This is a genomic window from Micromonospora humidisoli (genome assembly GCF_016900955.1).
GTDB lineage: Bacteria > Actinomycetota > Actinomycetes > Mycobacteriales > Micromonosporaceae > Micromonospora > Micromonospora wenchangensis.
The window spans coordinates 109,242-134,815 of the sequence record NZ_JAFEUO010000011.1; the positions used below are offsets into that span (position 1 = coordinate 109,242).

The window sequence follows — 25,574 nt, forward strand, 5'->3', positions numbered from 1 at the left end:
CCGGGCGTGGGGGTCTCCATGATGGGAACGGGGCCACGGATCCGCAGGGGAGGAACGGTGGGGCAGGGGCGCGACATCGACCAGCCGATGACATGGCGACTGCCAATCCACCTCCAAGCGTTATGGCGGCAGCTTCGGCTGTTTCCGCAATCCCCGGCGGAACACCTGTTCCGCGGCTACGTGCTGTCTGGTCCGCTCGATATCGAACGGTTGCGTGATGCAGTTGGGTGCGTCGTCCGACGGCACGCGATACTGCGCACCACCTTTCGTGAGCACGACGACGGTGCGCCGGTCGCCATAGCCTACGACGAAAGCGTCGTCGACTTCGCCGTCATCAACGAAGCCGGCAGCCCCCGCAGCACGTGGCAGGAGATCCTCCGCCGGCACGCCCATCAGGCGACCTGGCAGCCGTTCAACCTCGACACCGAGCCACTTCTGCGGACCCGGGTGGTACGGCTGGGCACCGACCGACACGGTCTACTGCTGATCATGCACGGGTTGGTCGCCGACGAACGGTCCGTGGACATCATCTGTGGGGAGATCTCGACCTTCTACCGAGCGGGGACGAAGCGCGACGTGGCCACGCTCCTGCCACCACCGGTGCAATACGCCGCCGTGACGCTCCACCCGGGCACTGCTGCCGTCCCCCCGCGCCCGGCCGCACCCCACCAGGGGCAGCCTTGGCCGGCCGGCACACCGGAGCCGGTCCGGCCGCTCGCCGACCATCGACGGCGGGACATTCCCGACGCGGCCGGTCGGCGACGTAGGTTCAGCGTCGCGCATGGCACCCTGACACGGTTGACCGCTGCGGCCGGTCCGGGGATCGAGCCCGGGGCGGCCCGGCCCGAAGACCACGACGCGGTGCTGCTGGCCGTGGTCTGCATCCTTCTGAGCCGGCTCAACGGGCAGCGCGACATTCTGCTCGGATACCTGGTGGACGGCCGCAACCAGGCCGGCGACGCCCCGTTGATCGGTCGACTGGCCGGACCGGTACCGGTCCGGCTGGACCTGTCCGGCGTCAGACGTCTCGCCGACGCCGTCGACCTGGCCGCCGACGTGCTGGCCTCTCGGTCCACCTCCGCCGGTGTGGCCGCCGGCTCACTCTCGGGCGCAGCGTCGGAGACCTGGCCGATTCTTCCGGTGACGGTAGACATCGCGGCGGAGCGGCCCCACCCGATCCGGCTTCCCGGAATCACGGTACGGCCGCTGGATCTCGACGATGTCATCGCCCGATCCGAGCTAGCCCTGACGCTACGCCGAGGGTCACACGGGGTGTCCGGCACGATCGACTATCAGGCGGCCCGCTTCAGCGACGCCACCGTCGCCCGATGGTCGGGACACCTGAAGACGCTGATCGCCAAGCTCACGGACGATCCACGCCGACCGCTGGACGAAACGTCGATCCTGTCCGCAGCGGAACATCGTCGGCAGATCACGGAGTGGACAGCGACGGCACGGGAGCACCCCGTGCGGACCGTCCCGGAACTCGTCGCCCTCCGGACAGCCACCTGCCCGGATGCGATCGCCGTGATCGACGGGCGGGAGGCGATGACCTACGCGCAGCTCGCTGAGCGCGCCCGCCGGCTCGCCGGGCGCCTTCGTACGGTGGGTGTGGGTCCGGACGTGCCGGTGGCGGTACGTCTGCCGCGCACTGCGAACCTGGTTGTGGCGCTGCTGGCCGTCCTTCAGGCCGGCGGAGCATATGTGCCGGTGGACACCGGCTATCCCGTCGTGCGGCAGGAACAGATCCTGACCGACAGCGGGGCCCGCGCCGTGATAACCACAGTCGAGCTTGATGACCACCTGCCGCACCCGGCCGACCGGGTGGTGTTACACGTCGACCGGGACGCGTCCGCCGACGAATCGCCGACCGTAGGTGATCCCGGTCCGCATCCCGATCCGGCCAACCTCGCCTACATCCTGTACACCTCCGGATCGACCGGGCGGCCCAAGGGTGTCGCGGTGCCCCACGCCGGGCTCAGCAACCTGGTGGCATGGCACGTCGAGCGCTACGGGCTGACGGCAGGTGACCACACCACACAGGTGGCCGCAGCGGGGTTCGACGCGTCGGTGTGGGAGATCTGGCCCACGTTGACGGCCGGCGCAACCCTGCACATTGCCGACGACGAGCACCGGCTGCGGCCGGACCTGCTGCTCAATTGGCTGGCGCGGCAGCGGATCACCGTCAGTTTCCTGCCGACGCCGCTGGCCGATAAGGTCCTGCGGTTGCCGCCGCCCTCCGGTCTGGCGCTACGCGCGCTTCTCGTCGGGGGAGACGTGTTGCGCGGGAGACCTCGCCCCGACTGCGGATACACGGTGGTCAACCACTACGGTCCGACCGAAGCCAGCGTTGTCACGACAATGGCCGTTGTCTCGCCGGCAAGCGCCGGTACGTCGCCCGACCGCCCCCCTCCGATCGGGCGTCCGATCGACAACCTGCGAACCTACGTGCTCGACGACAACCTACTTCCGGCCCCCGTCGGGGTTCCGGGTGAACTGCACATCGCCGGTGCCGGACTGGCCCGCGGCTATCTCGGGCGGCCCGGCCACACGGCCGAGCGGTTCGTCCCCGACCCCTTCTCCCCGGTGCCGGGCGGACGTCTCTACCGCACGGGCGATCGGGTCCGGTACACGCCCACCGGGGACATCGAGTTCCTCGGCCGGCTGGACCACCAGATCAAGCTCCGGGGGCACCGGATCGAGGCCGCGGAGGTGGAGGTCGCGCTCCGTGCGCACCCGGGCATCGAGGACGCGGTGGTGACACCGTACGAGGACGAGCAGGGCCAGACCCGCCTCGTCGGCTACATCACCGGACCGGGCGCGGCCGGGCTCGCGACCGATACGTTGCGCGAGCATCTCGCCAGCCGTCTACCCGACTACATGATTCCCTCCACCTTCGTCCCGCTGGACCAATTGCCGAACACGGCGCATGGCAAGATCGACCGGCATTCGCTGCCCCCCGTCCGGACGACCACCCGGACGGTCAGGCAGCATCCCCGAGACGCCGTCGAGGCGGTGATCGCCGCCACCTGGACCCAGGTCCTGGGCCAAGCTGGCGACATCGATGTCCATGACGAATTCGTCGCTCTCGGTGGTCACTCGTTACTCGCCGGGCAGGTGGTCTCCCGGGTCAACGCGATGTTCGGTGTCGACCTTTCCATCCGGGCCCTGTTCGACGCGTCGACGGTGGAGACCTTCGCGACGGTGGTACGGCAGACCGGTGGAGCCGACCGGGTCACCGACGTCGCCCGGCTCATTCAACAGATCGACCAACTCTCCGACCACGACGTGGCGAGACTGCTCGTCGAGGTCGGAGAGGACAGCGGCGACGCGAATCCGATCCACCACGACGGCAGGGCATGAGGGACGGCACCCGGGACACCCTGATTCGGCGGTGACCACAGCAGTGTCCCGGTCGCTGTCCGGCGGGCATCAGCGGCTCGCTCCATACCGCGCATACGGATGCCGCCGTGCACGCCGGGCTGTGGTGCCGACTCAGTGCGGTGCGGACACCACATTGACCACCCGGGGCGGGCGGACGATGACATTCGCGACGGCAGCCCCCTGCAGCACGTGCCGGACCTTCTGCGAAGCCAGCGCAAGGCTGCGCAGCGCATCCGCGGAAACATCCACCGGTACGTCAATTCGATCCCGCAACTTGCCGTCCACCTGGACGATGCAGGTGATGGTTTCCGTCGCGACCAGATCCGGATCCGCCTCCGGCCAGCCGGCCCAGCAGACTGAGGGTTGCCGGCCAAGCCGCTCCCACGCCTCCTCGGCCGTGAACGGTGCAAAGCAGGAGAGCATGCGCGTCAGGGACTCGGTTCCCTCCCGCACCGCCGGGTCGGCCGGTCCGCATCCCCGATCGACAGCCCGCCGCAGCACCGAGGTGAGTTCCATCAAGCGGGCGATTGCCACGTTGAGCCGCTTGCTCTCCATCATCGCGGTCGCGTCGTTGATCAGGCGGTGGACTGCCTGACGTACATCCCTGTCACCCTGAGCTGGATCGGCATCGATGGTCGCCGGATCAACCTCGCCAGCCAGCCGCCACACCCGGGTCAGCCACTTCACGGCGCCGGTTGGTGACACGTCCGCCCAGTCGATGTCCTCCTCAGGGGGGCCAGCGAAGACCATTGTCACCCGGACCGCGTCCGGGCCATACTGCGCGATCTGATCCTGAAGGTTGACCAGATTGCCGAGGCTCTTGCTCATCGCCTTACCGTTCATGATTACCTGGCCCTGGTTGGTGAGCCTTACGAACGGTTCGACGAAGGGCAGATGCCCCAGGTCGTGAAGAACCTTGGTGAGAAAACGGGCGTACATCAGATGGCCGGTGGCGTGTTCCTTGCCGCCGATGTACTCGTGCACCGGCAACCAGCGTTGGATGCCGGCCGGGTCGAAGGGCCCGTCCTGGTAGTGCGGGTTGGGATAGCGCAGGAAGTACCACGACGAGTCGACGAAAGTGTCCATCGTGTCGGTGTCGCGATGCGCGGGCTGGCCGCAACTGGGGCACGCGACCTCGACCCAGTCCTTCGCGCTGGCCAACGGCGACTGCCCGGTATCGGACCGCAACTGGTAACCGGACTCTGGCAACCGGACCGGCAACTCTTCGTCCGGCACCGCCACCTCGCCGCAATTTTCGCAGTGGACGATGGGAATGGGCGTCCCCCAGTATCGCTGCCGCGACAGCAGCCAGTCGCGCAGCCGGTAGGTCACGGCTGGTTCGCCGAAGCCCCGCTCGGCGAGTTCACGTACGATCGCCGCCGCTGCGACGTCGGATGACATGCCGTCGAAATGGCGGGAACGGACGAGCGTGCCGCCGCCGGAGGTCGCCGCCCCGGTCTCGGCTGGTTCGGGCTGCCCGGTGTCCACGACCACGCGCACCGGAAGTCCCAACGCCCGGGCGAAATCGAGATCGCGCTGGTCGTGTGCCGGCACTGCCATGACCGCCCCGGTGCCGTAGCTGGCGAGCACATAGTCCGCGGCGTAGATCGGAATCTGTTCCTCGTTGGCCGGATTGATAGCGTAGCGGCCGAGGAAGACCCCCGTCTTGGGTCGGTCGGTGGCGAGCCGGTCAGCCTCCGAGGTCGTCCGCAGCCCGGCCCGGTACGCCTCGAACTCCGCTCGTCGCTGCGGCGCGCACAACTCGTCGGCGAGCGGCGAATCGGCCGCCACGACGAAGAACGTAACTCCAAAGATCGTGTCCGGGCGGGTCGTGAAGACCCGCACCGGCTCGTCCCGTCCAACGATGGCGAAGTCGATGTGGGCGCCTTCGGACCGCCCGATCCAGTTCCGCTGCATCGCCAGCACGTCCGCCGGCCAGGTTTCCTTCAGCTCACTCATATCGTCGAGCAGGCGCTGCGCGTACGCGGTCGTGCGGAAAAACCACTGTGTCAGGTCACGCGTCTCAACCTGGCTGCCGCACCGCTCGCAACAACCGGCGACGACCTGTTCGTTGGCCAACACGGTCCGGTCCACCGGGCACCAGTTGACCGGGGCGGAACGGCGGTAGGCCAGACCACGCTCGAACATACGCAGGAACAACCACTGGTTCCACCGGTAGTACTCGGGGTCAGAGGTGTGAAAGCGAGTGCGCCAGTCGAACGATACGCCCAGCTTACGAAATGACTCCGCTTGGACCTCAATATTGCGATACGTCCAGTCGCGCGGGTCGAGATTCCTTTTGAATGCCGCGTTTTCGGCGGGGAGACCAAACGAGTCCCAGCCGATGGGATGCAACACGTTCATCCCTCGCATGCGAAGGAACCGAGCGATGCCGTCACTGATCGAGTACACCTCGGCGTGGCCCATGTGAAGATCGCCCGATGGGTACGGGAACATGCTCACCACATAGGAGCGGGGCCGATCGTCGGGGAGCCCTTCCGCCTCGAAGACGCGCTGATCAGCCCAAACCTTCTGCCACCTATCAACGGAAGCATGGGGGTTATAGCTCTCCTCCACGTGCGCTGACTCCTCACGGCTCAATGGGTACGCGGATCGGCAACGGCTCGCCCCATGCCACTGTAGGTCAGTATCTCGGCGGGCTGACGAGCAGGGTCAATGAGTCATTCTCATCGTGCGTGGCGGTCGGCTTCGACGTGGTGCGGGACGAGGACGGCCTGCACGATCGCGGTCGCTCGGTGTGGGCAGCAGCGTAGCTTGACCAGGATTGGACGGAACTGCCACTGTGGTGCACCGACCACGGTGTCGACGTCCAGACGTTCGGTGCGGATGTCGGCGAGCCGGTCGGCGCGGCGGCCCGCCGACGATGACGGTGTTACCCCGTTGCCGCAGTCGTACGGCGAGGCCGAGTCCGATGCCGGAGGTGGCGCCGGCGATGAAGAGTGTTGCCGCTGATTTCATCTACCCGGGCCGTTCAGTGGCCGATGGAATAGAGGTTGATGAGGTTGCCGTCGGGGTCGCGCAAGAGCATCGACCGGTTGCCCCACGGCTGGGTGGTGGGTTCCTGAACCCAGTCAGTGACCTGCTCGCTCAGGCGGGCGCGTTCGGCATCGACGTCGTCGACCTCGAATTCGAGGATCGCGGACCGGTTGGCGGCGGCCTCGGCCGCTCCGTTGTTGTAACGCTTGACCGCGGTGCCGTCGGCCAGCGCGACGATGCCGCCCTCGGTGTGCAGTTCGGCATAGTCGGGCCCGAAGGGCGTCACCGGCTCGGTGTTCGTCAGCGCGGCGTAGAAAGCGACCAGGGCGGGCAGGTCGTCGGTAACGAGACGGACCGAGGCGAACTTCATGGCGTTCTCCCGACTATCTTCGGTGAGCCGGACCATCCAGCCCTCAGAAACGCTACGCTACCGTAGCGTACTGTTTCCGGTCATGAAAGATGGGGAGATCACAAGGTGGCCCGATCCGGGGACTCCGTCGACGTCCGCGTCCAGCGATCCAAGGCGGCAGTGCTCGCCCAGACGTACGAGCTGCTGACGTCCGGCGGCATCGGCGGCGTCAGCATCGACGAGGTGTCACGACGTTCCGGCGTGGCCAAAACCACGATCTACCGCCACTGGCCGTCGCGTGCCGCGCTGCTGGTTGAGGCCTGCTCGACGATCGGGTCGACCTCAGCGGTTCCCGACACCGGCAGCTTCGACGGCGATCTCACCGCTTTGACCGAGGAACTGGCCGAGCAGCTGCGAAGTGCGCGCTGGGCGACGGTTCTTCCCTCTATCGTGGATGTTGCCGAGCGGGATCCCGAGTTGGCCGGGCTCCATGCGGATCTGCATGCCCGGATACTGGCTCCGTTCGGTGTGGTGACCGAACGCGCGCGCGCTCGGGGTGAGCTCGCTGCGGACCGTGGACCGGCTGACGTCACCGCCGCCGTCGCCGGCCCGCTGTTCTACCGTCGCTGGTTCTCCCGCGAGCCACTCGACGCGGTGTTCGTCGCGCGCGTCGTCGAGGATGCCCTCGGCCTTCTCGGCGTTCAGCCTCGCCCGGCATAAGGGGCGGGTACCGAAGGCCCTCATCGACGGCTCTCGTGGGGGTTTCGCGAGGTCGGGGCGGTTTCGCCGGTGCCCTTCCGCCCCAGGGGCGGCCGTGGCCGGGCGAGCGCGGTGCGAACGGCCCCGACGCCAGCGCGTCGGGGCCGTCCGTCGGTTTCTCAGCGCAGGCGGTCGTCGATGCTCTGCTGGAAGATGGCGAGCAGACCCTCCGCCAGGCCCAGGGTGTGCACCTCGTTGGCACCGTAGCGGAGGTTCTCCTGGACGTCCTCGGCCACCGCGAAGTCCTCCCCGCCGAACACCACGTCGTTGGTGAAGGCGAAGCGCTTGGCCAGCGCCGCCTGTCCCTCCTCGCCCGGGAAGTCGGCGGCCCGGTACATCATTTCGTGGGTCCAGATGGTCCGGTCCGGTGCCTCCGGCCAGAAGATGTTGATCGAGACGTAGTCCGGGTGCATGATGAAGAAGGTGTTCGGGAAGAGCACGTAGTACACCGAGGCGTATTCGAGGATCCGCCACGAGTCGGGCTCGGTCGTCAGGGCTTCCTCGATATTCGACCGGGCGGCGCACATGCGGATGTGCGGACCGTCCTCAAAATAGGAGAGCACGCCCTTCCGGAATGCCTTCGACAGGGTGCTGCGGTGCAGATACGGGACGTGGTAACCCTCAAGATAGGTCTTGATCAGCAGTTTCCAGTTCGCATTCTTCACCACCTTGGTCTTCCGATACCGGACGAGTTGGTCGACCTCGAATTCCACCAGGTCGTCCAGCATCCGGCCCAGGTACGCCCGCAGGTCGAGGTTGCCCGCCGGGTCCGGGTGCACCCAGATCAGGCCGCCCGCCTCGGTGACCGGCAACTCCTTCAGGCCGTACTGGTCGGGGTCGATGCCGGGAAAGTCCTCCTGCCGGCTGATCGAGCGTAGCGAGCCGTCGAGGTCGTACACCCAGTTGTGGAACGGGCAGACGAACGCCTTGAGTTGCTTCTCGTCCCCCTTCACCAGTCGGGCGCCCCGGTGTCGGCACTGGTTGAGGAAGGCGCGCAGCCGGCCCTGCCGATCGCGGGTCACCACGTAGGGGATCCGGTTCCAGTCGCTCAACAGGTAGGAACCCGGTTCGGCGACGTTCGAGACGTGCCCGGCCACCAGAGGGTAGTCGCGGAAGACGCCAGCCAGTTCGCGGTCGAGGATGTCGGCGTCCGTGTAGTTGCTCACCGGCACCTCGACGACCCGGCCGAGCATTTCCTGATCGCGGCCCTGTTCGCGCAGCGCGAAAAGGCCCTTCATAATTTCTACCTGTTCCTGGTGATTCATCAGACACGTTCCTTAGATCCGGGGCCCGCCGCCGGTGGGCGGCGGGTCGATGTGCCCTGTTAGAATCCAATCGGGAGTCGTCAGCACACTTTTCACCGATTATCGCTGGTGAGCGCACCCTGTCAATGTGGCCGGTGTCCGGAGGAACGATGGATCTCGAGCAGTTCGCGCACAGCGTGTTCGACGCGCAGCCGTTCAGTCAGTACCTCGGCGCGCGGCTCACCGGGGTCGGTCAGACCAGCGCGGAGTTGTCGGTGACCATCACCGACCAGCTCAAGCAGCAGCACGGGTACGTGCACGGCGGCGTGCTCAGCTACCTGGCCGACAACTCGATCACCTTCGCCGGTGGGCTGGCACTGGGCGGCAACGCGCTGACCTCCGAATTCAAGATCAACTATTTGAAGCCAGCCACGGGTGCGGTCCTGGTCGGCCGCGCGGTGGCCAAGGGCGTCGGCAAGCGGCAGGCCGTCTGCCAGTGCGAGATCTACTCGGTGCAGGACGACCAGGAGACCCTCTGCGCGATCGCCCAGGGCACGGTGGTCTCCGCCCGGTCGTAGTTCTCGACTGACGGTTCCGGAGACCAACGACCGCGGCGGCCCAACAGCTCGGGGCTTGGTCAACTGCGCCAGCGCCGGCGGCCGGCTGCTCGTCGTCGTTCCTGAAACGGCCCCTCATCGCCGGCTTGGCCGTCCGCTTGGTCCTGTCCTTGATCAATGCGTGGTGCTACGCCCCGACCCCAGGACGGCGCGATGTCAAGATCGCGGATGCCATTGCCTGCGGGCACCGCAGCTGCACCGCCGGGCTGCGGCCTCGATGGTTGCGGCACGGGGGTGGCATCCTGTGGGTCGTGAGGCCTAAATGCTCCCTGTACGTGGACGTCGGTTACCTGCTCAGCGCCGCAGCGGTCCGGGTGACGGGGACGTCGCTGCGGAACGGGATTCAGGTCGACTACGAGTCACTGATCGACGCGCTGGTCCAGCAGGCCGAGGCGCTGTCGGAGCTGCCGATGTTGCGCGTGCACTGGTACGACTCCGCGAGAGACGGTGTACCCGACGGCTCGCAGCAGTTCATCGGTGAACTACCCAACGTCAAGCTGCGACTCGGCCGGTTCGGCGTGGACGGCCAGCAGAAGGGCGTCGACCTGCGCATTGGGCTCGACCTGGTGATGCACGCACGCAACGCGGTTGCGGACGTCTTCGTCCTCGTCTCGGGCGACGATGATCTGACCGAGGCCGTGGAGGAGGCCCAGGTGCACGGGGTACAGGTCATCCTGCTCGCCGTCCCCAACGGGCAGGACCGGCCCCATGGCATCAGCCGGCATCTGATCCGGGCGGCCGACGGGCTCAAGATCATATTCCCGGACGCCATCGACACCGCCGTGACGAAGATGGAGACACCCTCGGCGGTGCCGTCACCGATGGCGGTGTCGCTGGGCGGGCACCAGCGCGCCAAGGCCCCGTTGACGGACTTCACCGCGCAGGACGGCTCACCAGCACCCCACCTGTCATCCGCGCCCGCCGCCAGCGGGACCCTGGATGTCAGGACGGGCACGACGAATCACGAGGAGCCTCCTGACCTCGCCGAACAGATCGGCTCGGTCGTCACCAACGTCCTGACGACCTTCCGCAGTTCCGCCACGCCGGAGGCCCTGGCGGAACTCACCGCCGGCAAACCATCGATCCCACGCGACATCGACAAAGCCCTACTGACCGACCTGTCGGAACGGCTCGGTGAAGTCGATCTGAGTGAAGCCGTGCGACACCAGCTTCGGGCACGGTTTTGGGAGCAGTATGATCATGCCTGGTAGTGGTTGTTAGATTCTGAGGCGTTTGTTGCGGTACAAGGGTTTCACGGGTTGGTGGCAGGTGAGGCAGGCGCCGCTCCAGGTCCCGCGGAGCCGCCGGTAAACCGGGGAACCTCACCACCTGGCGACGACAGACCAGATGCCTGGCTCACAGCCTCGATCAATTGCCTCCCTGCCGATCTGACGTCGGGTGGTCTTCGGCGTCAGGCCACTGCGGTCGCGGCGATCCGCTCGGAGAATTCGACGAGACGGTTGGCGAATGCCCACTCGTTGTCGTACCAGCCACACACCTTGACCTGGTTGCCGACGACCGCCGTCAGCGGCGCGTCGAAGATGGACGAGTAGGGGTTGCCGACGATGTCCGCCGAAACCAGCGGCGCCTCGGAGTACTGAAGGTAGTGCCGTAGCCGCGGGGAGTCGGCCGCCTCGCGGAACGCCGCGTTGACCTCCTCGACATCGGCACTCCGACGGAGGACCACGGTGAGATCGGTGACTGAGCCCGCCGGAATGGGGACGCGTAGAGCGGCCCCGGTGAGACGCCCGTCGAGTTCCGGGATGACCTTTCCGATAGCCTTCGCCGCACCCGACGACGTGGGAACGATCGACAGGGCTGCTGCGCGGGCCCGGCGAAGATCGGAGTGCGGGCCATCGTGGAGCCGCTGGTCGCTCGTGTAGGCGTGGACCGTCGTCATCAGTCCTGATTCGATGCCGAACGAGTCGTTGAGCACCTTCGCCAACGGCGCGAGCGAGTTCGTGGTGCACGAACCGTTGGAGAAGACGTCGTGGCCTTCCGGATCGAGCCTGTCGTCGTTCACCCCGAGCACGATCGTGGGGACGTCCCCCTTGGCCGGGGCCGAGATGATGACCTTCCTCGCGCCCCCTTTGAGGTGGGCCGCCGCGGCGGAGCCGTCGGTGAAGTGGCCGGTGGACTCGATAACGACGTCGGCACCCACCTCGCCCCAGGGGATGGCGGCCGGATCGGACTGTGCGAAAACCCTGATGCGCGTGCCTTGAACAACTATCGCGTCGCCGTCGAAGGCGACATCGTCGAGGTGGCCGGAAACCGAGTCCCACTCGAGCAGTGCAGCCAGCGTACGGGCGTCGGTGAGGTCGTTGACCGCGACCACCTCGACGTCGGCGTTGTTCGCCAGGGCAGCGCGCAGATAGCTACGCCCGATCCGTCCGAACCCGTTGATGCCGATGCGTACCGTCATGGCTTCAGTTCCTCTCTTGGTTGAGCACGGAAGGCGACGCGGCCCGGAGCAGGTCGATGGCACCGGCGCGGGCGTCGTCGAACGGGCCCGGATCCTGCTGGGCGATAGCGAGCACGTACCCGCCCTGCAGGACGGCCATCAGGGTGTGGGCGAGTTGCTCGGGGTTGAGGTCGTCCCGCAGTTCGCGGGCGGCGATCGCTTCCCGCAGCACGCCGACCAGGTTGGCGTGTGCCTGAGCGAACGCGCGCGACACCGGGGCAAGTAGCGCCGGGTCCTCCCGGACCTGCGGATCCTGGGTCATCCGGCCGACCTTGCAGCCCTTGAGGACGTCGCGTGGGCGCATGAGGTACGCCTCGATTCGGGCCATCGGGTCGCCCGGGCCATCGAGTTCGGACCCCGCCGGCACCAGGTCGTCGACGTTACGCTCAAGCGCGGCGAGCGCCAGATCCCGCTTGGTCGGGAAGTGGTGGTACATGCTGCCCTGGCCGACGCCCGACCGTTCGCGCACGTCGCGCGGGCTGGTGTCGGAGTAGCCGCGCTCCCACATGAGTTCACTCATCGTGTCGACCAGGAGCTTTCTCGAATCCACCGGACCAGTGTACCTACTAGTAGGTACACGTGCTCCGGAACGGCCCGACTGAGTCGTCGTCGCTGACCAGCCAGGGCGGTCAGGCCCATGCGGTTGCGCCAGCCGGGGGTCCGCGCGGCCCTACACGCCAACCGGACAGGACCCGGAGTCAGGCGAGGAACTCTTCGATGATCTTGAGGAGCTCTGCCGGCCTCTCCATGGCTGCGGCGTGCCCGCAGTCCAGCTCTACGTACTCGCTACCTCCGATGGCGTCGCGGAACTCGCGGGCGTAGCGGACGGGCACGAGCTGGTCCTGCCGCATACCAATGACAAGCGTGGGGCACCTGATGTTGCGCACGTGCTCGCTGATGTCCAGCCTGTTGATCAGCTCCAGCAGGGCGACCAGGCCCTCCGACGGCATCAGGCCCGACCGTAGCCGTAGCCGCTCGCCGGGGCTCATCGAATCGATGAACGTGTCCGAGACGACATGTAGGAGGGTGAACTCGGCGAAGGCATTCCCGTCAAGCTTGGCCAGACTCAGCCAGGTACGCATGAGCAGCCGCTGCCAGGGCTGGCGGAAGTGCTCGAACCCGCCCAGCAGGACCGCCCGGCGTACGAGATCCGGCCGTTTGCCGGCCAACGCGGCGGCGACGACGGCGCCCGTGGAGATTCCAAAGACGTCCGCCGGGCCTTCTGCACCGGCCTCGAGCGCCCCCGCCACCTGGTCGACCAGCATGTCGACGGTGAGCTCGTGCGGGGGGAGCGGGGTGAGGTTGCTGCCCGAGTAACCCGGCACGATCGTCCGACGGTGCCCGGTGAAGTGCTCCAGCAGGCTGGCGAAACTGGTTTCCGGGTGCCCGGTGCCACCGTGCACGAGGACGAGCTCCGGGCCCGGTCCCTCCCCGGCGACGTGGTAGCCAACCGGGATACCCGCGACGTCGACACTGCGTTGCGTCGTGATGCTCAACATGCGCTTTCCTCTCGTTGTCTACTTCGCGGCGGTGGCGACTGCCCCGGGTTCGGCGGCGGCCTCCCATCGCGGCCGGGACAGCGCCCACGTGAGCAGCGCGGCCAGCCCCGCGAAGCCCGCTGCGGCTGGCAACAAGGTGGCGGCGCCGGTGGTGGAGATCAGACCCGCGCCGATGACGCCGGACAGGAACTGGCCGAGATAGCCGGTCGAGGTGTTGAGCGAGGTGACCAACGGTGCCCCGCCGGGCGGCGCGAACGCGATGATGCGGTACTGCTGTGGCCCGATGACCGAGTAAGACACGACGCCGCTGAGCGCCTCGGCGACCACCACGAGGAGGAACTGGTCTCGGACCGCGAGCATCAGCAGGCACACCACAGCGATGCCCACGGTGGCACCGATGACGACCTGGCGCGGGCCGTACCGGTCGGCCAGCCACCCCGCCGTGAGGTTGCCGGCCGTCGCGGCGACGCCGAACACCAGTAGCAGCAGGGCGAGCCGGGATTCGTGGCCGTCGAGGGCCGGCGCGAAGACGGCGCTCATGTAGGTGAAGGGCAGGAAGACCCCGATGAACGCGAGCAGTGTGACGACCAGGATCCGCAGCACCCGCCCGTCGGTCAGCGGCGTGAGGCGCTGTCGCAGGGACGCGCTCCGGTCGGGCTCGATCGCCGGAACCAGGAAGCTGAGTACGACCGCGACGACTGCGGCGACCCCGGCGACGAACCAGATCGCCCGCTGCCAGCCCCACGCCCCACCGATGAGCGTGCCCAACGGCGCACCGAGCACCAGCGACAGGGTGGCCCCGGCGGTCACCATCGAGATCGCTCGACCGCGGCGTTCCTCGCCGGCGAGGAACGCCGCGGTCGCCACGGCACTCGCCACGAAAAGCGCCGCACCGCATCCGGCGAGCACACGTGACGCGAGGACCAGCCAGTACGCGTGCGCCGAGGCGGTCACGGCGTTGCCGACGGCGAGCAGCGCGATCCCGGTCACCAGGGTCCGGCGACGCGGCCAGCGCCCGGTCAGTACGGCGAGGACCGGGCCCAGAAGCGCGTACGCGATGGCGAAGGCGCTCACCATCTGGCCGGCCGCCGCAATGCTGATCCCCAGCGTTTGGTGGATTTCCGGCAAGAGGCCGACGATGATGAATCCATCGGTTCCGACGACGAACGTGCCGAGCGTCAGAACCAGTATGCGCGCCTGCCAGGGCAGGCCACCGGATTTATTTCCAGACTTGGTCATCTCACTACCATATTCAGCGAAGTAACGTGATTTTCTGAGATTCGGGGTCGCGCCGTTTCGAGGCCAGCGGGAAAGACGTTCAGGAAAGATCGGCGCTGACCAGCCAGCTCCGTGGGACGCCGCGTGCCTCGCGCGGCGCGACCGGGTACGGCCAACGCCCTTCGCCGGCGCCCGGCTCGCCCGGCTGCCGCAGGTCCCGGACGGTCCAGCCGTGCGCGGCCAGAAACTCCGCCGGATGGTCGGTGCCGAACTGCCATGGCGTGCCATCGTCGCGCAGACGCTGCAGGAACGACTGGGTCATCGGGTGGCGCAGCAGCGCTGCGCTGGCCAGATCGAGAACCAGGCGGCTGCCCGGCTGGCTCGCGCCGGCCACCCCCCTGAGCAGCCGCCCAGCCTGTGCCTCGGTGAGGAAGAAGATCAGCCCTTCGGCGATCCACAACGTACGCTCGTCGGGCACGAACCCTGCCGACGTCAGCACCGTCAGCCAGTCGCCGGCCAGATCGGCCCCGATCGACACGATGTTCACCTGCGGCTCGGCGTCGAGCTCGGCCAGGCGCCGCTGTTTCTCGTCGAGCAGGGCATCGTGGTCGACCTCGTACACCGTGACGCCGGGCGGCCACCTGAGGCGGTGGGTGCGAACGTCCATGCCGTTGGCGAGCATAACGACCTGCTGGATGCCGGTTTCGGCGAGTAGGCGTACGAGCGCGTCATCGATGTAGCGGGTGCGCACGGCGACGAAGTCGACCACCCCGGCGCCCCGGTAGTGTTCGAGCAGTTCGAAACCGCGCGGCTCGGCCAACTGCCGGGCGTACTCGTCGCGGACGATGCCGTCGGGCCGCTCCGTCTCCTGTGCGCGGGCGGCGGCGGTCCATTGGGCGGTGTAGGAGATCTGGTCCACCGGTTCACCTTTCTATGCGGCCAGGAAATGCTTCTGGATGGCGGAGAGGGTGCGAACCTCACCGATGTCGAGCGTGTCCATGTCGATCTCGATACCGCTTACCTCCGAGATGAGAAAGACGAACTCGACGAACGACAGCGAGTCGACGAGGCGGTTGTCGATCAGATCCTCGTCGGCGGCGAGTTCGACGCGGTCCTCGTGCTTGGCGAGGATCCATTCCTTGATCCGGTTGATCGGGGTCGTTGTCTGCTGGGTCATCTCCGAGATTCCCTTCACCTGTCGACATGGCGGCGGCCACCGACGATCAGCACGATGTCCATATCGATCCGCAGGGCGCTAGACGGACTGCCGCTCACGAATCGTCCGTTCGACCATCTCGTGTGCGCGACCGGCCGACCTATACCGATCGGTCAGCACGCTCACCCACCGCTCCAGCCCGAAAGCGACGCAGCCGGTGAAGGCCGTGCTCCCGGTCGTGCCATCCGGCAGGTCGATGCCGATGCGGCAGCGCTCGCCGAAGAAGTTGCGATGCGTATTGACCGAGGCGATCGCGAGGCCGTCGACGCTGAACTCGTACTTCACCGGCTGCATCCGCTGGAGCAGGGCGCGAGCGCCGCCCTTCTCGAAGAAGGGGTCGGAAGCAGCGTCCACCGTGAACTCCAGCGAAAGCTCGCCGAGCAGTTTCTCGATTCTGCTCCGGTAACGGGCGATCACCTCCTGCGTGTGCTGATACGACCCGAGCGCAACGATCTCGCGCATCTGGAAGGTGAGTAGGCGACGTAGGCCATCGAAGTGCTCCTCGCTGCGAAAACAGCGGTTGACGAGCGTCACCAGGGTGTCCGCCGGCACGGTTCGGTCCTGGAAGTAGAGGTACGCGCCGAAGCAGGTCGCCGTGGACAGCCCAAGCCGGGCAGGGGTGACCTGGTCGGCTGCGAAGTGGTCACCGTCGGGACCGGAAACCGGTGCGCGCAGGCCGCCGGCGACCAGCGCGAGATGCGGAAAGTTGGTGTAGACGTCGAAGTTCGCCAGCTCGTCCACGGCATAGACCGGCGGCGCGGAGAGCTCGAGGCCACCCTCCTCCGTCGCCCAGCCGCGGAAGGTGTCGTCCAGCAGCCGCAGCAGGGCGGTCTCGGCAGGCCCCAGGATGGCCCGGCCGCCGGTGATCCGGTGGCACCCCGCGTCGCTCATCGGACGGCCCCGGTTCCCGCCGCGCCGACCGCGACGAGTCCGTGCCGGGTCAGGAACGAGTTGGTCTTGCGGAACACCTGCGCCTCGAACTCAGCCCGGCGCGGGTCGTCGAGCAAGCGTCGCCGTACCTCCAGGGGGTTGGGGATGCCGGCGTCCTTGTAGACCTGCGGGTTGTACAGCGACTCGAAACTGTAGGTCAGGTAGCGGCTCAGGTAGTCGGCGACCTGGGCCAGTTCCTCCGGCGTAGCCCGCTCGCGGAACCCGTCGAAGAGCAGCCGGACCAACTCCCGCCCGAACGCGATGTGGCGGGACTCGTCTTGGTGGTGAATCTGGTTGATCTTCCGAATGGTGACGTCCAGGCGGTCGTCGAGCGCCATCTTGGCGTTGAAGTGGTCCACCAGTTCCTCGAAGATCAGGATGCGGGCGAAGACGAGCAGACTCGCCGCGTCGCTCGGCGGAATGGTCTCGGCACCACCACGCGGCTGCTTGTAGAGCTTGCCGCCATAGCGCAGGCAGAACTGGGCGAAGAACCACATATGCTCGTTCTCTTCACCGATGAAATGGTGGAAGAACTCCGACGGCGTAGCGAACTCGACGGTGTGTATCCGGCGGGTGACCTCGATGAGCAACTCGCGGATCCCGTGCACGTTGAGGCTGTAGAAGTTGAGACTCTCGTACTTCGAGAGCCGGTACAGCTGTTCCTCGCTCAGCTCGCGCGCGACCTCCGTGTCGTACGTGGTCGTCAGCTCGGGGCTCATCCACCACGCACGCTCCGGGAGTGCTTGTGGCCACTCGAACATCTGGTAGGGGTTGTAGTAGTCCTCGACAGACTTCGAGCTGAGCCGGTTCAGGACTTCTCGAAGCCGCTCGCTGGTGTCGATGAGCGCAGACGTCATGATCGACATACCCTCCTGGTTCTTACCGATTCCAGGGCCAGCCGGCCCAGCCGGTCCATGCGGTCGTCGGTCCTCGTGTACTGGTCGATTCGGCGGTTGAGCTGAGTGGTCGTGTACGCGAAGGCCAGGTTCTCGGCCGGCACGGCGAAGACCAGCGCACAGTCCTGCCCGTAGTGACCGAACGAGTCGACCGTCAGACCCGCCTGCGGTAGGTGGGGGTCAGGCAACATGAACCCGAGCGCGTACGCGCGCTCCCGGGCGAAGACCCGGTCCGGCCCGCGCCGCCGTAGCCGGGTGGCGCGTCGCAGGGTCGACGCGTTCCACAGGCGTACGCCGTCGACGGTGCCGATCGTGGCGGCGAGGATCCTCGCAAGTGCGCTTGCGGAGGAGACAGCGTTGCAGGCGGGCACCTCGGCGCCCAGGTACCGCAGAGAGTTCTCCACACCCGTCAGGTTCGGGTTGCGCTGGGAGCGGCTCAACAACGAGGTGCGGTCGCCGAGCAGGGCCAGGATGTCCGCGGCGGTGCTGGTGCCGGTCGGCTGTGTCTGGCGGAACGGCGCGAAGCGAGTCAGGTCGTTGATGCCGATGCGAACCTCGGCACCGAGCCGCTCGCGGAAGTGCTCCTGGAAGAGCTCGTCCACACGCTTGCCCGTGGCCCGCCGCAGGAATTCGCCGACGCCCCACCCGAAGGTCAGGTCGTGGTAGCCGTGGTCGGTTCCCGGCTCCCAGTAGGGGCGCTGCGCCGCGAGGGCATCAACGGCCGGATACCAGTCGAGCACGTCATCGACGGAGAGCCGACGATCGACGCCTACCAGACCCGCCTGGTGAGCGAGGAAGGTGGCCAGCGTCAGCGAGGTCTTACCGGCCGCGGCGAACTCCGGCCAGACCTCGGCCATCGGGGAATCGATGTCGATCGCGCCCCGCTCGTGCAGCGCGTGCGTGATGACGGCAAGCAGGGCCTTGCTGACCGAGCGTACGTTCTGCACCTGGTCGTGTGTGCGCTGCGCGGAGCGCAGCCGGACCCGCTCCTCGCCGTCCACGTACACGCAGAGCTCGCTGTGGGAGTCCAGCCCTTCACGGTGGATCCGGTCGAACTCCTCAGCCAACGGGAGGAACTCTTCGGTGTGGGTGCCGACGATGTGTTCCAAATCAGGCCCCCTCCCGCATCCGCCGCTCGATCTCCTCGGCCAGCTCGCCCACGGTTGGTCTGTCGAAGCAGATCGAGGGAGGCAGCGGTACCGACAGACGGCGCTGCAGCCGGTTGCGGATGGTGAGGGCATTGAGTGAGTCCATGCCCGCCCGCGCCAGGTCGAGCCCGTCGATCTCGTCGCGGTCGAAACCCAGTTCCCGCGCTACGACCTCCACACAACAGGCCAGTACGTCCTCCGGGGCCGCCTCGGGCGCGGCGACGGTGAGCGCTGGCAGCGCACCGGTCAGGTCGCCGGTGAGCGGGTTGGAGGCGAGGTGGTGCTCCGGGTCGAGATCCTTCCAACGGACCGCCAACAGCCCCACCTGTCCCGAAGACCGGCTGGCCATCACGGCACGCAGCAGTGGGCGCCCCTCGGCGCTGGTGAACGTGCCGAGGCCCTGCTCGTCGAGCCGGAGCAGGAGCGCGGTTTTACCGGCCAGATAGCCGACTTCCGACCAGGAACCCAGGTTGATCGACAAGCCAGGGAGGCCGAGTGCCCGACGATGCCCGGCCAACGCGTCCAGGTAGGCGCAGGCCGCCGCGTGCGCCGCCTGCCCGGGATTACCGAACAGCCCCGTGAAGGAGGACGTCATGACAAACAGGTCGAGGGCGGGCGCGTGCTCGGCGGCACTACGGTGCAGGTTCCATGCGCCCTCCACCTTCGGTGCCAGCACCCCTTCGATGCCGCGCCAATCCGTCCGGTCGATGGTCGCATCGTCGATGACGCCCGCCGCGTGCACGACGCCCCGGATGCCCGCGCCCGTCCCGCCGTAGCTGACGAAGAGCCGGTCGACCTGCTGTGCAGAGGTGACGTCCACCCTCTCGGTCAGGATCTCCGCCCCAAACTCCTCGGCCAGTCTCCGTAGCCGCCGCTCCTGCTCCGGGCGGGGTGCCGACCGGCCACCGAGGACCAACCGCCGGCCACCGAGCTCCAGCAGCGCATGCGCGCACTCCAGGCCGACACCGGACAGTCCGCCGACGACCAGATACCAGCCCTCCGGATCGAGACGGGACGGCCCGCCCTGCACGGGCACCGGGGTATGCCGGAGTCGGGGCAGCAGCACCCGGTCACCGCGCAGCGCCAACTCGGCGTCACCGGAGCCGACGGTGAGGGAACCGAGGACGGCGGCGAACGACGACATCGTCGCGGTCCACCGTTGCTTGGTCGCGGCCGCGTCGAGATCAACGAGAACGTGCCGGACGGCCGGGAACTCCGTACGCGCGGTTCGGGCCAGACCGATGATCGCGCCCTGCGCGGAGACCACGTCGTCTGAGGTCAGGACGCGACGGGCACCAGCAGTCACGGTGTAGACGACGGCGGGCAGGTTCGCCCTGGCCAGCGCCTGGAAGAGTTGCAGGGTGGCCGCTCCCCCGGCCGCGGCCACCTCGTCGAGGGCCGAAACCGTACGGGTGGAAAGCTCACCCAGGTCGGTCTGCCGCTTGCGCAGCACGGGAACGGCGTTGACGACCGTCGCCGGCCGAAGGCTGGTCAGCACCCGCACGGTGTCCGCCACCGCGTCGTCGGTGTGGACGTGGACCAGAACCTCGGCTCCGAGGCGCTCCAGTTCCCGGGTCAGTTCGGCGGCCGAATGTACGGACGGGGCGACGACTAGGACCCGGCCCGGCGCTCGGGTCAGCGGGATCGCGGGCGCGTCGGCCCAGGTGACCGAGTAGAGGGCGGGACCGTCCTGAGCTACCCCGTCGGGGCTCTCCGGGAGGTCGTCATCAACGCGCCCGACCGCCGTGTCCCCACCGGTCGGCACCGCCTCGACCCAGTGCCGCCCCCGCTGGAAGGGATAGGTGGGCAGGGTGACGGTACGGCCGCCGGGCGAAACGGACGACCAGTCCACCTCCAGTCCCGCCGTGTACGCACCGGCCAGCGCGAGCCGGGTGGAGGCGACGTCGTTGCGATCCCAGCGCAGCGTTTCGAGGCAGGTCGGCTCGTTCCGGGGGTCGGTGCCGAGGGTGAGCTGGGACAGGCCGGTGAGGGTGTCGGCCAGGCCGATCTCGAGCAGGATGCCGGGCACCTCCCCGACGGCTGCGCGGATCGCGGCGACGAACCGGACCGGCTGACGCAGTTGCCGCAGCCAGTATTCGGGCGTCGCGATCTCCGCCGTGGCCGGTGCGCCGGTGAGCGTGGACACGAGCGTATGCACCGGCGGGCGCAGGTCAACGGCGTCCAGTACGGCGGCGTAGGCGTCGAGGATCGCGTCGACCTGCCGGGAGTGCGCGGCGCGGCCGACCCGCAGGGGCTTACAGATGATGCCGCGCCGCTCGGCCTCCGCAGTGGCGGCTCGGACGGCGGCGCCGTCACCGGAGATCACGGTACGGTTCGGCGCGTTGACCGCCGCGAGGTCGACCTGATCATGCTCGGCCAGCAGCTCCCGCACCCAACGCTCGTCGGCGAAGACGGCGGCCATAGCACCGGACTCGGGCAGGGTGCTGAACAGCCGGGCACGCTCGGACACGAGATACAGCCCGGTCGTGAAGTCGAAGACGCCCGCACCGTACGCCGCCGCGTACTCGCCGAGGCTGTGGCCGACGTACCCGTCCGGCTCGATGCCCCAGTGGCGCCAGAGGGTGAGCAGCGCCGCCTGCAGGGTGTAGACGACCGGCTGGGCCAGCCGGAAGTCGGTGATCGGCATCCCCCGGCGCGCCTCATCCTGATAGAGGAAACTGGAGAGGCGGTGGCCGATGAGCTGCTGGTAGTGCGGGTCGACACGTTCGATGAAGCTGCGGAACACGGGCTCGGTCAGGTAGAGATCGCGACAGGCCTCCAGGTATTCGGCACCGTGCCCGGAGAAGAGCGCGGTCAGCCGGGGTACGGCGTCACGGGCGACGCCGGAGTGGAGCCCGATCTCTCCATCGAACCCGTCTGCCGCGTCCGCCTCGCCATTCGTCACGGCATCCAGCAGCATGGCGAGCGTCTTGCGGTCTGAACCGACGACCGCCGCCCGGTACGGGAAGTGTCGACGCCCCGTGCCGAGGGTGAACGCGGCGTCAGCGGCGCTCGGCGCGGCCTCGCCCAGCAGGGCCGTACCGATCCGCGACGCCAGCTCACGCACTGCGGGCTCGGACTCGCCGGAGAGGGGTAGTACCTGGATTCTGGCGTCGGTGCCGGTTTCGGCGGGACCGGGTGGTGCCTCCTCCAGGATCGCGTGCGCGTTCGTGCCGCCCAGGCCGAAGGCGCTGACCCCGGCCCGGCGCGGTGTCCCACCGGACTCCCACCCCGCGGTCTCGGACTGTACGAAGAAGGGCGACCCGGCGAAGTCGATGCCCGGATTAGGCTCCCGGTAGTGCAACGAGGCCGGCAGCGTCCGGTGCCAGAGAGCGAGCGCCGTTTTGATCAGCCCGGCGATGCCGGCGGCCCAGCTCAGATGCCCGATATTGGTCTTGACCGAGCCCAGGGCACAGGAGCCGGGCGGGACCCCTCCGAACACCTCGGTTAACGCCGCGACCTCGATGGGATCGCCGGTCGGTGTCGCGGTGCCGTGCGCCTCGACGTAGGAGATCGAGCCGGGCTCGACGTCGGCGGCGGCGAGCGCCTGACGGATCACTGCGGCCTGACCCGACAGGCTCGGGGAGCTGAACCCCGGTTTACCGGACCCATCGTTGTTGATCGCGGTACTGCGGACTACCGCATACACCCGGTCGCCGTCGGCCATCGCCCGGTCGAACGGCTTGAGCAGGACTGCGCCGACGCCGCTGCCGAAGATCGTCCCGGTGGCACCCGCATCGAAGGTCCGGCAGTGCCCGTCCGCGGAGAGCACCAGACCGGGCTCTGGCTGATAACGATCGATCTGCGGCACCGGTACGTGCGCCGCGCCGGCGAGGGCCATGTCGCACTCGCCCGCCAGCAACGCCTGGCAAGCCAGGTGCAGCGCGTAGAGGCCGGTGGCGCAGGCGGCGTGGACGCTCACGCTGGGACCGTTGAGATCGAGTTTGTACGACACCCGGCTGGTCAGGAAGTCGCTTCCGGCGGCCATGATCAGCTGTAGGTCCTGCGCCGAGTCAAGAAAGTTCGGCAGCGGCTTGCTCGCCTGCCGCCCGAGGTGGTGCATCAGGTAGAGGCTGGTGCCGCAGCCACCGTACACGCCGACATCCGGCGTGCCCCGCTGACCCGCCGCGCCGCCATCCTCGAGTGCCTCCCAGCAGACCTCGAGGAAGAGCCGCTGCTGTGGGTCGAGTAGCGCCGCTTCGCGTGGGCTGTAGCCGAAGAAGCCGGCGTCGAACCGGTCGATGCCGTCCAGGAGGGCCGAAGCGTGTATCCACCCGGACGGCCCGTCGGTCACAGTGATCGACTCCACGCCCCCCACCAGGTTCGACCAGAACCTCTCAAGGGTGTCCGCGCCGGGAAACCGGCAGGCCATTCCGATGATCGCTACGCTGTCCTCGTAGCTCATTGACCGGATCCTCCCGTGGGTGGTGCCGCCTCTTTCTGCTCCTACCTCGCACGCTGCCCTACGTCGCCCGCCGGGCCAGACGCCTCCGTTCCGCCGCGCTCGACGCGCCACCCGGACGAACCCAGCCGCCGGCCCGGTGCGGTGTGGGCGCGGGTGTGCGCAGTCGTGCCGCCATCGCGGCGACGGTTGGGTGCCGATAGAGGTCGATCAGCCGCAGGTCCGCCTCGGGGACAGCGTTGACCAGCTGGGTGAAGACCGAGCCGAGCTGTGCCGAGTTGCCGCCGACGTCGAAGAACCGCTCGTCAGTGGCGAACGACCGATCCGTGCCGAGCACCGTGGCCCAGGCATCGGCGACAATCTGTTCGTAGGAACGGCCCTCCCGGCCGGCGTGGGCTGCCCCGGGGCCGCTGCCGGCCAGTAACCGTTCCACCGCCCGTCGGTCCACCTTGCCGCTCACGGCAAGCGGCAGCGCGGACATGATCCGCACCAGGTGCGGTACCGCGTACCACGGAAGGGACTCACCGAGCCGGGTCCTGACCGTGTCTGCCGTGAGACCGGGTGCGGCAGGTTTCACCGCCGCGACAAGCCCGCTCACCCTGCCGGCGTCATCCCGGACGGGCAGCACGACGGCCTCCCCGACCTCAGCCATCGCACGGAGCGTCGCCTCGATTTCGCCGAGCTCGATTCGATAGCCCCGCACCTTGACCTGACCGTCAATCCGGCCGTGGTAGCGCAGGGTGGCGTCGGCACCGACACTGACCAGGTCGCCGCTGCGATACCAGCGCCGCCGGTCCTCTCCATCGCCCAGGACGGGAAACTTGCGGGCGGTGAGCTCTGGGTCGTTGACGTAACCCCGGGCGAGGCCGGGACCGGCGATCAGCAGCTCACCAGGTTCGCCCTGCGAGCATTCCCGCCCAGCCTCGTCAACGACACGCACGGTGTAGCCGTGCAGGGGCCGCCCGATCGGTACGTAGCCGGTGTCACGGTCGGAGCACTCGTGCAGCGTCGTCGCTACGGTGGCCTCGGTCGGGCCGTAGGCGTTGTAGACGTGTTCCACCGCGCTGAGCTGGCCGACCAGCCCGGGCTGGACGATCTCGCCGCCCAGGATCAGCACCCGCAGCTTGCTGATACCGGCGGCGATCGCGCGGTCCTGCAGCATGAGCTGCACCAGCGAGGGCGTCACGAAGAAGTGGGTGACCCGCCCGCTGGTCAGCATGCTGTTGAGCACCTCGACACCGTCACTGTTCCTGCCGGCCAGGGAATCGGAAGCGGCGAGCATGACGGGGATACCCCGGGTCAACGGCCAGAACAATTCCACAACCGACAGATCGAAGCAGATGCTGGCCGCGGCGAGCCAGCATTCCTCCGGCCAACTGCGCGGTCTCGGCAACACCAGGTCCAGTGCCGCGAACAGGTTCTCGACACCGCCGTGCTCGATAGCGACGCACTTCGGCTCGCCCGTCGATCCGGAGGTGAAGATGAGGTACGCCAGGTCGGCGCTCCCCGGCTCGACGACAGCGGCTCCGCCCTGATCGGGTGAGCATGGCAAGGGGTTCAGGAGCCGGTACGGCAGCGCAGCGAAGCTCTTCTCGGTTGTTTCGTCGACGAGGACACACCCCACGTCGGCCACGTCGGCCATGGAGCGAATCCTGGAATCGGGGTAGTGCGGGTCGACCGGGACGTACGGCGCGCCGATCCCCATCACGGCAAGCATCGCCACCAGACGATTCACCGTCGGTGCCATGCAGATCGCGATCGGGCGGGCGGGCCCGCAGCCGGCAGCGCGCAACACGCCGGCGGTCGCCTCTACCCGGTGCCAGAAATCCGCCCAGGATAAGGATTCCGTGGCGTCGGCCACGGCCACCGCGTCGGGCGTGCTCATCGCTCGCCGACGGCACTGTTCGACAATCGACCGACGACCACTGTTCACGAACGACGCCGATGGCATAACAACTCCCCGTAGTCGACCGTAAGCTCAGACAACGCAAAGATCAAAAGCGTGACGATTCCAGAAGGTCGTCCCGACGCTAACAAGGGCCACTTTTTCAGTCAACACCGACCCACTCGTTCGAAAGGATTACGGCCATCATTCCGCAGTAATCCCTCAACGACCGACAACTGCACGCACAAACGCGATCCAGCTGGTCGGATCGGCGTTTGGCACGCAGCCGCCCAATTGCCACCTGACCAGGGAACAACCGCTATTCAGCCGGGGTGCTCTGGCGGCACCGGCGGGCACGGGTCTGACGACGGCGTCGCCGGGCTCGCCCGTGGGCGTCCTGGCCCAGCAGGCCCGGATGCTGGGGGTCGATGGCGGAAGGATCGCTTGACCCATGGCACGACATGCCGCGCGACCGCCGTGACCCGTGCGACGCTCCGAGCGATCATGAGGGAAAGCTTCGTTCTGATTGTTGCGGGCCGGGATTCCCCTGCCGGGTCACCTGCAACCGC

The 25,574-nt window shown here is 67.9% G+C and carries 18 protein-coding genes and 1 pseudogene; 4 read left to right on the forward strand and 15 right to left on the reverse strand.

What is annotated here, in order from left to right:
• The first annotated feature begins 57 nt into the window (after positions 1-57).
• Complete coding sequence (locus JQN84_RS29485; RefSeq protein WP_204961859.1) at positions 58-3,363, forward strand: non-ribosomal peptide synthetase; 3,306 nt, start codon at positions 58-60, stop codon at positions 3,361-3,363.
• A 132-nt stretch (positions 3,364-3,495) separates the two neighbouring features.
• Here the strand turns inward: JQN84_RS29485 and leuS are convergent, their stop codons facing one another.
• The 3 genes and pseudogenes from leuS to JQN84_RS29500 all read right to left on the reverse strand — a co-directional run bounded on the left by leuS (position 3,496) and on the right by JQN84_RS29500 (position 6,751).
• A complete protein-coding gene (leuS, locus tag JQN84_RS29490) occupies positions 3,496-5,961 on the reverse strand; it encodes a leucine--tRNA ligase (protein ID WP_307821484.1) in 2,466 nt (821 codons plus the stop codon).
• A gap of 110 nt (positions 5,962-6,071) precedes the next feature.
• Positions 6,072-6,170 (reverse strand): annotated as a pseudogene (locus tag JQN84_RS29495) (IS5/IS1182 family transposase); the annotation flags it as partial.
• A gap of 206 nt (positions 6,171-6,376) precedes the next feature.
• Positions 6,377-6,751, reverse strand: coding sequence for a VOC family protein (locus tag JQN84_RS29500; protein ID WP_204961861.1), 375 nt, complete (start codon positions 6,749-6,751; stop codon positions 6,377-6,379).
• A 105-nt stretch (positions 6,752-6,856) separates the two neighbouring features.
• Here JQN84_RS29500 and JQN84_RS29505 point away from each other — a divergent pair, with 105 nt between their 5' ends.
• Complete coding sequence (locus JQN84_RS29505) at positions 6,857-7,450, forward strand: TetR/AcrR family transcriptional regulator (protein WP_204961862.1); 594 nt, start codon at positions 6,857-6,859, stop codon at positions 7,448-7,450.
• A gap of 158 nt (positions 7,451-7,608) precedes the next feature.
• Here the strand turns inward: JQN84_RS29505 and JQN84_RS29510 are convergent, their stop codons facing one another.
• Positions 7,609-8,727, reverse strand: a complete 1,119-nt coding sequence (locus JQN84_RS29510; RefSeq protein ID WP_204961863.1) for an aromatic ring-hydroxylating oxygenase subunit alpha — start codon at positions 8,725-8,727, stop codon at positions 7,609-7,611.
• Between the two features lie 176 nt (positions 8,728-8,903).
• Between JQN84_RS29510 and JQN84_RS29515 the strand changes: the two genes are divergently transcribed.
• Together JQN84_RS29515 and JQN84_RS29520 are read left to right on the forward strand one after the other, a co-directional pair.
• Positions 8,904-9,311 carry a PaaI family thioesterase gene (locus JQN84_RS29515; protein ID WP_204961864.1) on the forward strand — a complete coding sequence of 136 codons (408 nt, stop codon included), beginning with the start codon at positions 8,904-8,906 and terminating at the stop codon, positions 9,309-9,311.
• Positions 9,312-9,625: 314 nt separating this feature from the next.
• Complete coding sequence (locus JQN84_RS29520) at positions 9,626-10,561, forward strand: NYN domain-containing protein (RefSeq protein ID WP_204961865.1); 936 nt, start codon at positions 9,626-9,628, stop codon at positions 10,559-10,561.
• 200 nt (positions 10,562-10,761) lie between these two features.
• Here the strand turns inward: JQN84_RS29520 and gap are convergent, their stop codons facing one another.
• The 11 genes from gap to JQN84_RS29575 all read right to left on the reverse strand — a co-directional run bounded on the left by gap (position 10,762) and on the right by JQN84_RS29575 (position 25,005).
• Positions 10,762-11,772 (reverse strand): type I glyceraldehyde-3-phosphate dehydrogenase, encoded by a 1,011-nt coding sequence (gene gap / locus JQN84_RS29525; RefSeq protein ID WP_204961866.1) that lies wholly within the window; start codon positions 11,770-11,772, stop codon positions 10,762-10,764.
• Between the two features lie 4 nt (positions 11,773-11,776).
• Positions 11,777-12,361, reverse strand: coding sequence for a TetR/AcrR family transcriptional regulator (locus JQN84_RS29530; RefSeq protein WP_204961867.1), 585 nt, complete (start codon positions 12,359-12,361; stop codon positions 11,777-11,779).
• A gap of 148 nt (positions 12,362-12,509) precedes the next feature.
• Positions 12,510-13,310: an alpha/beta fold hydrolase gene (locus JQN84_RS29535; protein WP_204961868.1), complete on the reverse strand. Its 801-nt coding sequence runs from the start codon at positions 13,308-13,310 to the stop codon at positions 12,510-12,512.
• Positions 13,311-13,328: 18 nt separating this feature from the next.
• A complete protein-coding gene (locus JQN84_RS29540) occupies positions 13,329-14,549 on the reverse strand; it encodes an MFS transporter (protein WP_204961869.1) in 1,221 nt (406 codons plus the stop codon).
• A gap of 79 nt (positions 14,550-14,628) precedes the next feature.
• Positions 14,629-15,447 carry an SAM-dependent methyltransferase gene (locus JQN84_RS29545; RefSeq protein WP_204961870.1) on the reverse strand — a complete coding sequence of 273 codons (819 nt, stop codon included), beginning with the start codon at positions 15,445-15,447 and terminating at the stop codon, positions 14,629-14,631.
• Positions 15,448-15,459: 12 nt separating this feature from the next.
• Entirely contained in the window at positions 15,460-15,705 is a 246-nt protein-coding gene (locus JQN84_RS29550) for a hypothetical protein (RefSeq protein ID WP_204961871.1), read from the reverse strand.
• A gap of 78 nt (positions 15,706-15,783) precedes the next feature.
• Positions 15,784-16,635, reverse strand: coding sequence for a class-II aminoacyl-tRNA synthetase family protein (locus JQN84_RS29555; RefSeq protein ID WP_204961872.1), 852 nt, complete (start codon positions 16,633-16,635; stop codon positions 15,784-15,786).
• Complete coding sequence (locus JQN84_RS29560) at positions 16,632-17,540, reverse strand: diiron oxygenase (RefSeq protein WP_204961873.1); 909 nt, start codon at positions 17,538-17,540, stop codon at positions 16,632-16,634. Before JQN84_RS29560 ends, JQN84_RS29555 begins: the two co-directional genes overlap by 4 nt.
• Positions 17,528-18,637 (reverse strand): serine hydrolase domain-containing protein, encoded by a 1,110-nt coding sequence (locus tag JQN84_RS29565; protein WP_204961874.1) that lies wholly within the window; start codon positions 18,635-18,637, stop codon positions 17,528-17,530. Before JQN84_RS29565 ends, JQN84_RS29560 begins: the two co-directional genes overlap by 13 nt.
• Positions 18,638-18,680: 43 nt before the next feature.
• Entirely contained in the window at positions 18,681-23,123 is a 4,443-nt protein-coding gene (locus tag JQN84_RS29570; RefSeq protein WP_204961875.1) for a type I polyketide synthase, read from the reverse strand.
• Positions 23,124-23,181: 58 nt separating this feature from the next.
• Positions 23,182-25,005, reverse strand: coding sequence for a non-ribosomal peptide synthetase (locus tag JQN84_RS29575; protein WP_204961876.1), 1,824 nt, complete (start codon positions 25,003-25,005; stop codon positions 23,182-23,184).
• Positions 25,006-25,574: the final 569 nt, after the last annotated feature.

Coding starts and splice junctions, on each gene's coding strand:
- JQN84_RS29540 (WP_204961869.1), bottom strand. CDS start 14,549: ATGACCAAGTCTGGAAATAAATCCGGTGGCCTGCCCTGGCAGGCGCGC.
- JQN84_RS29570 (WP_204961875.1), bottom strand. CDS start 23,123: ATGAGCTACGAGGACAGCGTAGCGATCATCGGAATGGCCTGCCGGTTT.
- JQN84_RS29555 (WP_204961872.1), bottom strand. CDS start 16,635: ATGAGCGACGCGGGGTGCCACCGGATCACCGGCGGCCGGGCCATCCTG.
- JQN84_RS29575 (WP_204961876.1), bottom strand. CDS start 25,005: ATGAGCACGCCCGACGCGGTGGCCGTGGCCGACGCCACGGAATCCTTA.
- JQN84_RS29515 (WP_204961864.1), top strand. CDS start 8,904: ATGGATCTCGAGCAGTTCGCGCACAGCGTGTTCGACGCGCAGCCGTTC.
- JQN84_RS29500 (WP_204961861.1), bottom strand. CDS start 6,751: ATGAAGTTCGCCTCGGTCCGTCTCGTTACCGACGACCTGCCCGCCCTG.
- JQN84_RS29535 (WP_204961868.1), bottom strand. CDS start 13,310: ATGTTGAGCATCACGACGCAACGCAGTGTCGACGTCGCGGGTATCCCG.
- JQN84_RS29560 (WP_204961873.1), bottom strand. CDS start 17,540: ATGTCGATCATGACGTCTGCGCTCATCGACACCAGCGAGCGGCTTCGA.
- JQN84_RS29550 (WP_204961871.1), bottom strand. CDS start 15,705: ATGACCCAGCAGACAACGACCCCGATCAACCGGATCAAGGAATGGATC.
- gap (WP_204961866.1), bottom strand. CDS start 11,772: ATGACGGTACGCATCGGCATCAACGGGTTCGGACGGATCGGGCGTAGC.
- JQN84_RS29510 (WP_204961863.1), bottom strand. CDS start 8,727: ATGAAGGGCCTTTTCGCGCTGCGCGAACAGGGCCGCGATCAGGAAATG.